This window comes from Janthinobacterium paucivorans (assembly GCF_051380805.1).
GTDB lineage: Bacteria > Pseudomonadota > Gammaproteobacteria > Burkholderiales > Burkholderiaceae_D > Janthinobacterium > Janthinobacterium lividum_D.
In genome coordinates, this window is sequence record NZ_JBNYXR010000003.1 from 236,322 (window position 1) to 249,937 (window position 13,616).

At 60.3% G+C, this 13,616-nt stretch carries 13 protein-coding genes and 1 pseudogene; 12 read left to right on the top strand and 2 right to left on the bottom strand.

Annotation, left to right across the window (positions count from 1 at the left end; genetic code table 11):
- Positions 1-97 precede the first annotated feature (97 nt).
- The 5 genes and pseudogenes from ACQ4V8_RS05640 to ACQ4V8_RS05660 all read left to right on the top strand — a co-directional run bounded on the left by ACQ4V8_RS05640 (position 98) and on the right by ACQ4V8_RS05660 (position 4,711).
- Positions 98-784 (top strand): FecR domain-containing protein, encoded by a 687-nt coding sequence (locus ACQ4V8_RS05640; protein ID WP_436571051.1) that lies wholly within the window; start codon positions 98-100, stop codon positions 782-784.
- 110 nt (positions 785-894) lie between these two features.
- A pseudogene (locus ACQ4V8_RS05645) lies at positions 895-1,325 on the top strand (ATP-binding cassette domain-containing protein); the annotation flags it as partial.
- A 117-nt stretch (positions 1,326-1,442) separates the two neighbouring features.
- Positions 1,443-2,537, top strand: a complete 1,095-nt coding sequence (locus ACQ4V8_RS05650; RefSeq protein WP_010394554.1) for a type II asparaginase — start codon at positions 1,443-1,445, stop codon at positions 2,535-2,537.
- A gap of 127 nt (positions 2,538-2,664) precedes the next feature.
- On the top strand, positions 2,665-3,516 hold the full coding sequence (locus ACQ4V8_RS05655) for an MOSC domain-containing protein (protein WP_010394564.1): 852 nt from the start codon (positions 2,665-2,667) through the stop codon (positions 3,514-3,516).
- Between the two features lie 34 nt (positions 3,517-3,550).
- On the top strand, positions 3,551-4,711 hold the full coding sequence (locus ACQ4V8_RS05660) for a GGDEF domain-containing protein (protein WP_010394566.1): 1,161 nt from the start codon (positions 3,551-3,553) through the stop codon (positions 4,709-4,711).
- A gap of 14 nt (positions 4,712-4,725) precedes the next feature.
- Here the strand turns inward: ACQ4V8_RS05660 and ACQ4V8_RS05665 are convergent, their stop codons facing one another.
- Positions 4,726-6,705 carry a monovalent cation:proton antiporter family protein gene (locus ACQ4V8_RS05665; protein ID WP_010394570.1) on the bottom strand — a complete coding sequence of 660 codons (1,980 nt, stop codon included), beginning with the start codon at positions 6,703-6,705 and terminating at the stop codon, positions 4,726-4,728.
- A gap of 84 nt (positions 6,706-6,789) precedes the next feature.
- Here ACQ4V8_RS05665 and ACQ4V8_RS05670 point away from each other — a divergent pair, with 84 nt between their 5' ends.
- The 7 genes from ACQ4V8_RS05670 to hpf all read left to right on the top strand — a co-directional run bounded on the left by ACQ4V8_RS05670 (position 6,790) and on the right by hpf (position 12,288).
- Complete coding sequence (locus ACQ4V8_RS05670) at positions 6,790-7,824, top strand: KpsF/GutQ family sugar-phosphate isomerase (RefSeq protein WP_043460659.1); 1,035 nt, start codon at positions 6,790-6,792, stop codon at positions 7,822-7,824.
- Positions 7,824-8,357 carry a KdsC family phosphatase gene (locus ACQ4V8_RS05675; RefSeq protein ID WP_070345878.1) on the top strand — a complete coding sequence of 178 codons (534 nt, stop codon included), beginning with the start codon at positions 7,824-7,826 and terminating at the stop codon, positions 8,355-8,357. The genes ACQ4V8_RS05670 and ACQ4V8_RS05675 overlap by 1 nt, the downstream gene beginning before the upstream one ends.
- Before the next feature lie 45 nt (positions 8,358-8,402).
- Positions 8,403-9,014, top strand: a complete 612-nt coding sequence (lptC, locus tag ACQ4V8_RS05680; protein WP_029496128.1) for an LPS export ABC transporter periplasmic protein LptC — start codon at positions 8,403-8,405, stop codon at positions 9,012-9,014.
- Between the two features lie 25 nt (positions 9,015-9,039).
- Positions 9,040-9,621: a lipopolysaccharide transport periplasmic protein LptA gene (gene lptA, locus ACQ4V8_RS05685; RefSeq protein ID WP_010394581.1), complete on the top strand. Its 582-nt coding sequence runs from the start codon at positions 9,040-9,042 to the stop codon at positions 9,619-9,621.
- On the top strand, positions 9,621-10,376 hold the full coding sequence (gene lptB, locus ACQ4V8_RS05690) for an LPS export ABC transporter ATP-binding protein (protein WP_010394583.1): 756 nt from the start codon (positions 9,621-9,623) through the stop codon (positions 10,374-10,376). Before lptA ends, lptB begins: the two co-directional genes overlap by 1 nt.
- Positions 10,377-10,380: 4 nt before the next feature.
- Positions 10,381-11,859 carry an RNA polymerase factor sigma-54 gene (locus ACQ4V8_RS05695; RefSeq protein ID WP_010394585.1) on the top strand — a complete coding sequence of 493 codons (1,479 nt, stop codon included), beginning with the start codon at positions 10,381-10,383 and terminating at the stop codon, positions 11,857-11,859.
- A gap of 69 nt (positions 11,860-11,928) precedes the next feature.
- Positions 11,929-12,288 (top strand): ribosome hibernation-promoting factor, HPF/YfiA family, encoded by a 360-nt coding sequence (hpf, locus tag ACQ4V8_RS05700; RefSeq protein ID WP_010394587.1) that lies wholly within the window; start codon positions 11,929-11,931, stop codon positions 12,286-12,288.
- Between the two features lie 314 nt (positions 12,289-12,602).
- Here hpf and rapZ read toward each other — a convergent pair whose 3' ends face one another.
- Positions 12,603-13,466, bottom strand: coding sequence for an RNase adapter RapZ (rapZ, locus tag ACQ4V8_RS05705; protein WP_010394589.1), 864 nt, complete (start codon positions 13,464-13,466; stop codon positions 12,603-12,605).
- Positions 13,467-13,616 lie beyond the last annotated feature (150 nt).

The following is a 13,616-nucleotide window of genomic DNA, read 5'->3' on the forward strand; positions in this document are numbered from 1 at the left end:
GCACGCGCTGCGCGAACTGGCGCCGGCCATCTACCTGAACCGTCGCCGTACCCTGAAGCTGCTAGCTGTGCTGCTGCCCGTGGGTGGCATGGCGTACATGCTGCGCGCTACGGATACCTGGCAAGTGGCCAGCGCAGGCCATAGCACCGGCACGGGCGAGATCCGCAAGATGACCTTGCCTGACGGTACGCGCGTGACGCTCGCTTCCGCTACTGCCATCGATGTGCGCTTCGACGCTAGCGAGCGTTTGCTGGTCTTGCGCCGTGGCGAAATTCTCGTCGCCACGGCGCACGATCCTGACTCGGCGCAGCGGCCTTTCCGCGTGCAGGGCCGCGACGGCACGGTGCAGACGCCAGGCACGCGTTTTACTTTACGGCAAGATGAACATGCTACGCGCGTGGCCGTCTTCGAGGGGGCAGTCGAGATACGCCTCGCGCATACGCCCGCTCATGCCGTGCGCATAGCCACCTGCTACAGTGCCATCTTCTCGGCGCACATCGTGCAATCGGCCGCCTCCGTGCCGGCCGGCGCGATGGACTGGGAGCAGGGTGTGCTGGTGGCCGATAACATGCGCCTGGACTACCTGCTTGCGGAACTGGCCCGCTATCGTCCCGGCCTGCTGCGCTGCGACTCGGCCGTGGCTAGCCTGACCGTTAACGGCGTGTTTTCCTTGCGCGACACGGACCGTGCGCTGCATAATCTGGCGCTGGCCTTGCCCGTGCAGATCGTTGCCCGCACGCGCTACTGGGTGACGGTGCAAGCCATCATCCAGGGTGCTGTCTAAGAATTTTGCGGCCCTGATTGAAGGTTTTTTCATCTCGTTCGGGATAGAGGGTGAGAGCCGCTCTTATCCATCAAACTTATGCATGTTTTTTCCGTTTTTCCTATTTCAAGTTGCGCGGCGTGGATTTTCGCTATGCACAGAGGACCAGCCCGACGTATTGACGGGTATCAATCTGCAGATTGCAGCGGGCAGCATGACGGTGCTGATCGGCGCTTCCGGCTCCGGCAAGACCACCCTGATACATCTGATTGCGCGTTTCTTTGACGCCAGCGTAGGCGCGCCGTTGGTGGGTGGCGTCGATGTGCGCGATATGTTCAGCGAGCAATTGGCCGGCCAGATCAGTCAGATCTTCCAGGACAGTTATCTGTTCTAGGGCAGCATCTGGGATAACATTCGCATCGGTAAGCCGGATGCGACCGATGCCGAAGTGCTTGACGTGGCGCGCCAGGCGGGCGTGGCCGAAATCATCTCCCGCTTGCCGCAGGGGCTCGATACCCGGGTCGGCGAGGGTGGCGCGTGCCTGTCCGGCGGTGAACGCCAGCTACCTTGCGCACACACCTTTGCGCGGAACGCGTGAATTGGGGATTTGTGCGGCACTGATGACATATAATTTGTACACGACTTTGTTATTTTTGACCCTACACTTTCCGGGAGCACTATGTTTTCACGCAAATTCCATTCTTGTGCACAGCTGATGCTGGCGACCTTTCTGGTGGGCTTTATTGCCGCGTCCCCCGCGCGCGCGCAGCAAGCGGTCGTCAAATTGCCGAATGTGGTGATCCTGGCCACGGGCGGCACCATCGCCGGCAGCGGCGCCGACAGCACCACCACCGTGGGCTACACCTCGGCCACCGTGGGCGTCGAGCGCCTGATCGCGGCCGTGCCGGAATTGAAGAAAGTGGCGCATGTCAAAGGCGAGCAAGTGTTTCAGATCGCCAGTGAAAGCATGGGCAATGAACACTGGCTGACCCTGGCCAAGCGCATCAACGTGCTGCTGGCGTCGAACGATGTCGATGGCGTCGTCGTGACGCACGGCACGGATACCATCGAGGAAACGGCATATTTCCTGAACCTGACCGTGAAAAGCCATAAACCGGTGGTGGTGGTGGGCGCCATGCGTCCGTCGACTGCCATCTCGGCAGACGGCCCGATCAACTTGTACAACGCCGTGATGCTCGCTGGCAGCAAGGAAGCCGTGGGCAAGGGTGTGCTGGTGGCCTTGAACGACCAGATCAACGCGGCGCGCGAAGTCAGCAAAATGAATACGTCGACGACCGACACCTTCAAGTCGCCGGAGCTGGGCATGCTTGGCTATATCCAGGGCAGCAAAGCCTTTTTTTACCGCCAGTCGACGCGCAAGCACACGCTGGAAACGGAATTTGACATCAGCAAGCTCGATGCCCTGCCGCAAGTCGATATTGTGTATGGCTACGCCAATATGAACCGTATCGGCATGGACGCCTTCATTGCCGCTGGCGCCAAGGGCATCATCCACGCGGGTGTGGGCGACGGCAGCGTGGCCGCGCAAATGAAGCCGGCCTTGGTGGAAGCACGCCAGAAGGGCGTGCTGATCGTGCGTTCTAGCCGCGTTGGCCAGGGTATCGTTGCGCGCAATGGCGAAGCCAACGACGATGAACTCGATAGTGTCGTCTCCGACACCCTGAATCCGCAAAAAGCCCGCATCCTGCTGATGCTGGCCATGACCAAAACGAATAGCACGCAAGAAATCCAGCGTATTTTCTACACGTATTGATCACTGCTATGCCAACTCAGCCTTATTGGCTGAGTTGGCCGATTTACGCATGCCCGCTTTGCTGCCATACTGCGTTTCTGAATAACTTCCAGGCAGAAGCAGCAACACTGTTCCTTGTCCCCTGTCCATGGCTATCCTGTCCGACATCATCTTGTATCCGATCAAATCGTGCGCCGGCATCCACTTGCAGGAGGCAGTGCTGACGCATTCCGGGCTGATGAGCGAGCACGTGTTTGATCGCGAATGGATGGTGGTGGACCTGCAGGGCCGCTTCCTGACCCAGCGCGAACATCCGTGCATGGCGCTGATCGTGCCGTCCATCAAGGCTACCACGCTGGAATTGCGCGCGCCGGGCATGTTGCGCCTGGAAATCGCGTTGGGCTTGCCGCATCCGCAACTGTCACCCATGCTGGACGTACAGGTATGGGACGATACCGTGCGCGCCTATGATTGCGACGAGGTCACGGCCACCTGGTTTTCCAAGGCCATCGGCGTGCCCTGCCGCCTGGTGCGCTTTCATCCTGACGTGGTGCGCGCCACCAGCACGGAATGGACGAATGGCATTGCCGCCTCGACCATGTTTGCCGATGGCTATCCGGTGCTGATCGCCGGCAGTGCCTCGCTCGCCGATGTCAACGACAAGCTGCGCGCCGCCGGCCGCGAGGCGTTACCGATGAACCGTTTCCGCCCTAATCTGGTCATCGGCGACATCGGCGCCTTCGAGGAAGATTACGCCGCGTTCCTGCAATTTGGCGCCACCGTGTTAACCCCGGTCAAGCCGTGCTCGCGCTGCCCGATCCCGTCGGTGGACCAGGCCACGGGCGTGCCCGGACCGGACCCGCTCGACGTCATGCATGGCTATCGCGCCAAGCCCGAGCTTGACGGCGCCATCTGCTTCGGCATGAACGCCATCGTCACCGAAGGCGGAGACGAGCGTATCGTGGTGGGGCAAGATATTGGTTTCGCACTGGCATTTTAAGCATGGCGCTCGTACACAAGGGTTTAAGGTTTCTATGAATCAAGCAATACCGCCGGACTCGCGCATTGCCAGCCTCGAAGCCGAAAACCAGGCCTTGCGCGCGCGCATGGCATTCCTGCTGGAACAGGTTGAACGCAATCACGACATCATGTGCCGCCACCAGGCGTTCGATCTGGAAATCGTCGGTTCGTCCACGTTTCCCGAACTGATCGGCACCATCTTTCGCACCTTGCCCGTGATTTCCGACCTCGACGGCGTCACTTTGAGCCTGCTCGACGAGGATGACGATATCTTGCTGGTGATGGAAAAGCTGGGCGTCGATTTCAGCGCCTTCCCGCAGTTGCTGTTCGTGCATGCCGTGGCGGAACTGGGCTTTACCCAGCCAGCGCGCATGGCCGAGGGGGAAGCGGCCTTGCCGCCGTTGCCCCTCTTGGGGCAGTTTGATGCATCCGTGCACGGCGCGCGCTTTCCTGGCATCGACGCGCCTTTGCGCAGCGTGGCACTGGTGCCTTTGCTGCGCAACAAGCGCCTGATTGGCAGCCTGAACCTGGCGAGCGGCGACGTGGCGCGCTTTACGCCCGCGCTGGGCACGGATTTTATCAAGCACATGGCTTCCATTATCGCCATTTGCCTGGAAAACGTGATCAGCAATGAAATGCTGAAATACATCGGCTTGACCGACTCCTTGACGGGCGTCTACAACCGGCGCTATATCGACCGCCGGTTGCTGGAAGAAATTGCGCGCGCGCGGCGGCAGAATTATTGTATTTCATGCATGTATATCGATATCGACCATTTTAAACGGGTCAATGACACTTATGGCCACCAGGGCGGCGATGAAGTGCTGCGCGAAGTGGCCCAGCGCATTCGCACGGAATTGCGCCGCTCCGATGCGCTAGGCCGCTTCGGCGGCGAGGAATTCGTCGTGCTGCTGATCGACGCTGATCTCGACAGCGCGATCTTTGTTGCCGAGCGTATCCGCGCCAGCATCGCCGGCACCATGTTTGACTTGCCGGGCGGCGCACAAGCCTGGGTCCGCGTATCGATCGGCGTGGCCAGCCTTGAGGCGGACGCGGTGCTGCCAGCCATCGAAACGGTGGCGCAACAACTGGTGGCGCACGCAGACCAAGCCCTGTACCTGGCCAAGGCGGACGGCCGCAACAAGGTCGTCAGTTGGCAGGCGCAGATCGGCTGACGCAGATCGTCTGATTATTTCAAGAGCATGGTTTCGGCTTTGGCCACGGCGTCGGCGCTACCACGCAGCACCACCACGTCGCCGCCGGCCAGCTGCGTTTCTTCGGTGACATCGAGGCGGCCGCGGCCGCGGCGGATGGCCGTCACAAACGCGCCGCAGCTGGCTACGTCGATCGTGCTCAAAGGCAACCCCACGCACTGCGCGCCTTCGCTGACGGTGACCGTGTGCAGGCGTTCGAGCTCGGCATCGTCGTCCGCGTCGCTGGAGCCATGAAAATAGCCGCGCAACGAGGCGTAGCGCTCCTCGCGCGCCGCCTGCACCCGGTGTACCACGCGGCGCAGGGGCACGCCCATCGTGATCAGCGCGTGTGACGCGAGCATCAGGCTGCCTTCCATCAATTCCGGTACGACTTCGGCCGCGCCCGCGCTTTTCAGCTGGTCGATGTCGGTGTCGTCATGGCTGCGCACGATGACGGGCAAGGTCGGCGCCATTTCTTTGAGTAAATGCAGTAACTTCAGTGCCGAGGGCGTGTTGGCATAGGTGATCACCACGGCGCTGGCGCGGTAGATGCCTGCCGCCACCAGGCTTTCACGGCGGCCCGCGTCGCCATACGAGACATGGGCGCCCGCCAGCTGCGCTTCCTGCACGCGTTCGGGGTCCAGGTCCAGCGCGTGGTATTCAATCTTTTCCTCTGCCAGCAGGGTGGCCAGGCTTTGTCCGCTGCGCCCGAAGCCGGCGATCAGCACGTGTTTTTGCGAGGCCATGGTGCGCGTGGCGATTTTCGTCAGGGCCAGCGACTGCATCATCCAGTCGTTGGCGGCCAGTTTCATGACGATGGCATCCGATTTGGCGATGAGGAAGGGGGCCACCAGCATCGACAGCACCATCGAGGCCAGCACGACCTGCACGACGAACGGGTCCATCAGCTTGATGCCGCCGGCCAGGTTCAGCAGCACGAAGCCGAACTCGCCCGCCTGCGCCAATCCCAGCCCCGTGCGCAAGGCCACGCCGTTGCTGGACCCGAACAGGCGGGCCAGCCCCGCGATCAGGGCGAATTTCAGCAGTACCGGGCCGCACAGCAGCAGCAACACTAGCCACCAGTTATCCAAAACCACGCGGATATTGAGTAGCATGCCGACGGTGATGAAGAATAGTCCCAGCAGCACATCGCGGAAGGGCTTGATATCCTCTTCCACCTGGTGCTTGAATTCGGTCTCGGAAATGAGCATGCCGGCAACAAAAGCCCCCAGGGCCAGCGACAGCCCGGCACGTTCCGTGATCCATGCCGCGCCCAGTGTGATCAGCAGCAGGTTGAGCATGAACAATTCTTGCGAGCGGCGCTTGACGACGATGGTCAGCCAGCCCCGCACCAGTTTCTGGCCGATGAACAAGAGCAAAATGAGGACGACCAGGGCCTTGCCGCCGGCCCAAACCAGGGTTTCGGCCAAGTTGTCCGAATCGCGTGTGAGGGCGGGAATCAGGATCAGCAGGGGCACCACGGCCAAGTCCTGGAACAGCAAGATGCCGATGATCTTGCGGCCGTGTTCGCTTTCCAGTTCCAGCCGTTCCGTGAGCATTTTCGAGACGATGGCCGTCGATGACATGGCCAGCGCACCGCCCAGGGCGAAGGCGGCTTGCCAGCTCAGGTGAATATAGGCAGACAGGTAGCGCCCGACGAACCAGCCGAAAATGACGGTGGCGACGATGGTGGTGACCACCTGCGCCATGCCGAGCCCGAAAACGATGTGCCGCATGGCGAGAAATTTGGGTAGCGAGAATTCGAGTCCGATGGAAAACATCAGGAAGACAACGCCGAATTCGGCCAGTGTGTGGCTGGCCTCGTTTTCCGCCGCCAGGCCCAGCGCGTGGGGGCCGATGACGATACCGACGGCCAGGTAGCCCAGCATGGGCGGCAAATGCAGCATTCTGAAAGCGACGACGCCCAGCACGGCGCTGCCAAGTAACATCAGGGTCAGTTCAAGGGAGGAAAACATGGGTTGCCCGGTGCGGTCAATGGAAATCGTTGTTTGTTGTGACTGGCAAGTTTTTTGCTTTCCTAATTCGTTTATACTTTGGGCATGAGTGTAACCCATGAAAAAACAATGCTGAAAGCTTTTGATCGAATTGACATGCAAGCGACCACCGAGCGTGCCGTCGCGCTCGCCCGCACTACCTTGCAGATCGAGTCCGACGCCATCGTTGCGCTGCGTGAACGCCTGGCCACGGACGATAGCGTGGGCCGTGCCGTGGCGATGTTGCTTCAATGCAAGGGACGTGTCGTCGTCTCCGGCATCGGCAAGTCCGGCCATATCGCGCGCAAGATTGCCGCCACCCTCGCTTCCACCGGCACGCCAGCCATGTTCGTGCATCCGGCCGAAGCGGCCCATGGCGACCTGGGCATGGTCACCTCGGAAGATGCTTTTATTGCCATATCGTACTCGGGCGAATCGACCGAACTGATGGCCATCATGCCTGTCGTCAAGCGCATGGGCGGCGTGCTCATTTCCATGACGGGCAAGCCGAACTCCAGCCTGGCGCAATTGGCTGACGTGCACCTGGATATTTCCGTTGAGAAAGAAGCCTGTCCGCTAAATCTGGCACCGACGGCCAGCACCACCGTGACCCTGGCCCTGGGCGATGCGATCGCTGTGGCCTTGCTGGACTTGCGCGGCTTTAAGGAAGACGATTTCGCCCGCTCGCATCCGGGCGGCGCCCTGGGCCGTCGCCTGCTCACGCACGTGCATGACGTGATGCGCAGCGGCGAACGGGTACCCAAGGTAGCCGTCGACGCTTCCTTGCTGCAGGCGCTGGAAGAGATGACGAAGAAGGGCATGGGCATGACGGCCATCGTCGATGCGGATAACCGCCCCGTGGGCGTGTTTACCGATGGCGACTTGCGCCGCATGTTCGAGCGTGTGCAGGATTTCACGCAAGTGGCGATCCGCGACGTCATGCATGCGCAGCCGCGCAGCATCGCGCCCGAACGCCTGGCCGTCGACGCCGTGGCCGTGATGGAGCAGTTCCGCATCAACCAGATGCTGGTCGTCGATGCCGACGGCAAGCTGGTGGGCGCCCTGCATATCCATGATCTGACGCAAGCGAAGGTGATCTGATGGACAGCGTAGCGGACAACCTGGCGCGCGCGGCCAAAGTCAAACTGATGATCTTTGACGTCGATGGCGTGCTCACCGACGGCAGCCTGCATTTCGGCCCCGATGGCGAGATGATGAAAACGTTCAATGTGTATGATGGCCTGGGCATCAAGCTGCTGCAGGAATCGGGCGTGCAGACGGCCATCATCAGTGCGCGCCGCTCGGCCATCACGGCGCGCCGCGCGCAAGACCTGGGCATTACCCATGTGCACCAGGGCGGTCACGACAAGCTGACGCCATTTCGCGAACTGCTGGCGCTGACTGGCTTGACTGAAGAGCAATGCGGCTACATCGGCGACGATGTCATCGATGCGCCCATCCTGCGCCGCGTGGGCTTTGCCGTTAGCGTGCCGGGCGGGCGTCCCGAAGTGCAGGGCCTGGCGCACTATGTGACGCAGGCCGGTGGCGGCCGTGGCGCGGTGCGCGAGATCTGTGAATTCCTGCTGCGTGCCCAGGACAACTACGCGCGCGTCATGGCGCCGTTCCTTGCGTGAGGCGCATCGCCTCGCCGCCAGTGATATTTGAAAGAGTGAAACCCTATGCGTAAGCCAGGAGGCGCCCATCGCTGGCGCATGATTTTTACCTTGCTGGGGGCCATCATCTTTGCGCTGGGCAGCTTTTGGCTGCTGGCGGTGATGAACAAGAATGCCCAAGACATCTCGGCTAGCAAGCATCTGGACGAGCCAGACTATTTCATCACCAATTTCAGCATGGTGCGCATGGACTTGACGGGCAAGCCCAGCTATATCGTGTCGGGCAGCAAGCTCACGCATTATCCGCTGGACGATTCATCCGATATCGACCAGCCTTTCGTGCGCAAGCTGTCGCCAGGCATGCCGCCGCTCAATATGCATGCGGAACTGGCGCATATCGACCAGGACAACACCCGGCTGCAACTGCACCGCAATGTCGTGATCGATCGCGTGGCCAGTGCGAAGGCGCAGCACCTGAGGATCGAGACGGAAGCGCTGACGGTGTTCCCGGATGAGGAAAGAATGGAAACGGACGTGCCTGTCGACATTCTGACGGGCAGCTCGCGCATCAATGGCGTAGGCATGCGAGCCAATAACGCCACCGGCGTGGTGGAAGTGCACAATGCCCTGCGCATAGTGCTGCCGCCGAAACCGCACCCGGCCGCAGCGCCAAAATGACAGAATGAAACAAGGAAACCATATTATGAAGAAGATCTTGCTGTTGAGCCTATTTTCCCTGGCCGTCATGGGCGCAGCGCATGCCGAGAAGGCCGATTCCGAGAAGGAAGCCGTCATCACGGCACGTAGCGGTCACGTCGATGACGTCAAGCAGGTTCGTACCCTGACGGGCGACGTCGTGCTGGTCAAGGGGAGCTTGATCATGAAGGCGGGCCGGGCCCTGATCACGGAAGATCCGCAAGGCTACCAGTTCATTACTTTCTGGGCTGATCCTGGCAAGCTGGCCACCTTCCGCCAGAAGCGCGATGGCGCGGGCGACCTGTGGGTCGAAGGCGAAGCTGAGCGCGTGGAATACGACAACAAGACGGAAGTAGTGAAACTGTTTTCCAATGCCAAGGTGACGCGCCTGGAAGGCAAGAAGCCGACCGATGTGGCCAATGGCGCCTTCATCTCGTATGACAGCCGCAAGGAAGAATTTGCGATGGAAAATTCCAACAGCGGCACCAGCACCCCGGATGGCGGCAGCGTGCGCATGGTGATCCAGCCAAAGACCAAGGCAGCGGCGGCGGAGAAAGCGCCAGCGACGCCTGCGCCAGGAAAGAAATAATGGACAATACACGTTGCGGCAGTACCCTGATCGTTCGCGGGCTGCAAAAATCCTATGGCAAGCGGCAAGTCGTGCACGACGTCTCGCTGCAAGTCGAATGCGGCGAAGTGGTCGGGCTATTGGGGCCGAACGGTGCCGGCAAGACCACCTCGTTCTACATGATCGTCGGCCTGGTGCCATCGGATGGCGGCAGCATCGATATCAGCGGCGTGGACATTTCCCGCCTGCCGATACACCGCCGCGCGCAGATGGGCCTGTCGTATCTGCCGCAGGAAGCGTCCGTATTTCGCAAGCTGACGGTGGAAGACAATATCCGTGCCGTGCTGGAAATCCAGACCGTCGAAGGCCGCCCCCTGAAGAAGGCCGAGATCGAGGAACGCCTCGATAAATTGCTGGCGGACTTGCAGATTGAAAAGTTGCGTGAGAACCCGGCGCTGTCGCTCTCGGGCGGTGAGCGGCGCCGCGTGGAAATCGCCCGCGCGCTCGCTACCGATCCGCGTTTCGTGCTGCTCGACGAGCCGTTCGCCGGTGTCGACCCCATCGCCGTGATCGAAATCCAGCGTATCGTGCGCTTCTTGAAGGAGCGTAATATCGGCGTCCTGATCACCGATCATAATGTGCGCGAGACGCTGGGTATCTGCGACCGTGCCTACATCATCAACCAGGGCTCGGTACTGGCGTCGGGACGCCCCGACGACATCATCGCGAACGAGTCGGTACGCCGGGTCTATCTGGGCGAACACTTCCGCATGTGAGCCAATGAAACAATCATTGCAGCTGCGCACTTCGCAGCACTTGGCACTGACGCCGCAGTTGCAGCAATCGATACGCCTGTTGCAATTGTCTACGCTGGAATTACACCAGGAGCTCGAGCAACTGCTGACGGACAATCCCTTGCTCGAGCGCCTCGACGATCCGCTCGACCGTTCGCTGCGCCTGCTGTCCGACGGCGCCTTGAGTTCCACGGCCGCGCCGGCCGAAGCGCCGCCGCAGCCTCCAAGCCAGGAGGCACCCACCGCGCCGGTCGAAGCGGAAACCTTTGACGGCGAGGCCAGCGACAGCCCTGCCGCTGGAGACGCCGGTGACAGCGACTGGAGCGAGGCGAACCGGGGCAAGGCACCCGACGACGAAGATTCCCGCCCGCAGCTCGAAGCCCATCACTGTACCCTGCGCGAGCACTTGATGGAGCAGATGCGCGTGACGGTGCTCGAATTGCGCGACCGCGCGCTCGTTGAGCTGATCATCGATGCACTCGATGACAATGGCTACCTGGAAGAATCGCTCGACGACATCCTGGCGCGCCTGCCGGAAGAGCTGGAAATCGACGCCGACGAGATGCGCACGGCCTTGTCGCTGTTGCAAAGTTTCGATCCGCCCGGCGTGGGCGCGCGTAATGCGTCGGAGTGCCTGGCACTGCAAATCAGGCGCTTGCCGCACATCGCCATGGTGACGCGGCGCATGGCCCTGGTGATCGTGGAAAAGCACCTGGCCTGGTTTGCCCAGCGCGATTTCAATAAGCTGAAAAAAGCCCTCAATTGCGATGATGAAGACTTGCGCGAAGCGCAGACGGTGATTCGCCAGTGCAATCCGCATCCGGGCGCCGTGTTCGCCTCTGACGTGTCCGATTACGTGGTGCCCGACGTTGTCGTCAAGCGCGCGCGCAATGGTTGGCAAGTCACCCTGAACAACGACGTCATGCCGCGCCTGCGCGTGAACGCCATGTACGCCAACTTGCTCAAGCAGGGCAAAGGCGAGGGCGCCATGGGCGCACAGTTGCAGGAAGCCAAGTGGCTGATCAAGAATATGCGCCAGCGTTTCGACACGATCTTGCGCGTGGCGCAGGCGATAGTAGAAAGACAAAAGAACTTTTTTTCGCATGGGGCCGTTGCCATGCGTCCCCTTGTACTCCGTGAAATAGCTGATACACTGGGATTACACGAGAGTACTATCTCGCGGGTAACAACCCAAAAGTACATGCTGACCCCGCATGGCATGTTTGAGTTGAAATATTTCTTTGGTAGCCACGTCGCCACCGAAGCGGGGGGCGAAGCATCATCGACGGCGATACGGGCATTGATCGTGCAACTGACAGGAGCAGAAGACCCTAAAAATCCTTTATCCGACAGTAAGATTGCGGACATGCTGGGCGAGCAAGGCATGGTGATTGCGCGACGTACTGTTGCCAAATACCGGGAAGCGTTGAAAATTCCGCCAGTGAGTCTGCGTAAGTGTTTGTAAGTTTTTTTCGGTTCCTCTGCGGGCCGGATAGGATGGACCGCACGAACCCGATCATCTTTAGGAGTGTGTATGAATCTCACCATCAGCGGACATCATCTCGAAGTGACACCAGCCATCCGTGAATACGTACAAACGAAGCTGGAGCGCGTGAAACGGCATTTCGATCAAGTTATCGATATTGCCGTGATACTGACCGTGGATAACCTCAAAGAGAAAGAAAAACGTCAAAAGGCCGAAGTGAACCTGCGTATGAGTGGCAAAACCGTCTATGTGGAAAGCCTGGCGCAAGACCTGTATGCCGCAATCGATATGCTGATCGACAAGCTGGACAGGCAAGTGATGAAGTACAAAACCAAAGTGCAAGGGCACGGTAAAGAGGCGATCAAGCATCTGCCAGACAACTCGGACGAAGAAATCGCCGCCGCTTAAGCGGCCCGCGACTTCCAAACGGTTGTGATCAACTAAGGGCGCACATTGCGCCCTTTTTTGCGCCTGTCGCCCTTGTCGGGCTACCATCATGGGAGCGAAAAGTTCCGTCCGAAGACGCTAGAATGTGTGCACTTTGACTTCTTTCCTGCCTGGCGGGCCTGCTGGCTCGCATCTGCATTAAGAATACCGGATCACAGCATGGCGAGCGGCAGGAAAAGGTGTTGGAGTAGCGCAACTTCGCCTGGCACTGCGCGGCCCAGGCGGTGAACGTTGCCCGCTACCTGCGCCGATGCGCAACAGATTTTATGCGCGTCTTACCCACGTTCGCGATGTCGCAAGACGACGCGCTCGTTCGGGCTGAAATACTGTGCCAGCCGTTCCGCCATGTACACCGAGCGATGCTGGCCACCTGTACAGCCGAGTGCCACGGTCAGGTAGCTGCGGTTGTCGGACTTAAAGGATGGCAACCATTTTTCGATGAAGGCGCGGATGTCGGCCAGCAGTTCCAGCGCGCTGGGCTGTGCGTCGAGGAAGGCGATCACGGGTGCATCGCGTCCGTCGAGCGGGCGCAGCGTCAGGTCGTAATAAGGATTGGGCAAGGCCCGCACGTCGAAGACGAAATCGGCGTCCAGCGGCACGCCCAGCTTGAAGGCGAAGGATTCGAAGAACAGGGTCAGCGGCGCGCGTTCCGAGGCGACGATATCCTTGACCCAGGCGCGTAACTTGTTGGCGCTCAGCTCTGAGGTATCGATTACATGGCCCAGCTGTTCGATGGCAGACAGGCGTTCGCGCTCTTCAGAGATGCATTCGATCAGGGTGCGGCGGCTGGCTGGATTCTGATTCGGACGCAATTCGTGCGACAGCGGATGGCTGCGCCGCGTTTCCGAGAAGCGCGCTACCAGCGAATGCGTGGTAGCCGTGAGGAACATGACCTTGACGTCGTGCCCCTGGTCGCGCAGCAGGGTGACATTGTGCGGCAGGCTGGTCAGCGACTCTGCGCTGCGCGCATCGACGGCGACGGCCAGTTGTGATGCGCCTTCGTCGAGCAGCGTTTGCACCAGGCTGGGCAGCAATGCCGGTGGCAGGTTGTCGACACAGTAGTAGCCGGTATCTTCCAGCACATTGAGTGCGACGGATTTACCGGAGCCGGATATTCCGGTGATAAGGACGATATGCATAACCCGATCATACAATAAAGATCGGCATGGCGCCCCCGAGGCAACTCTCTTTACAAATTATTGCAATGTCATATGTGTATTTCGTAGGTCGGCTTAGCGCAAAGCGGTGCAGCAGGGAATTCACGCAGCATGGCTGCGTGCCTGCGTAAC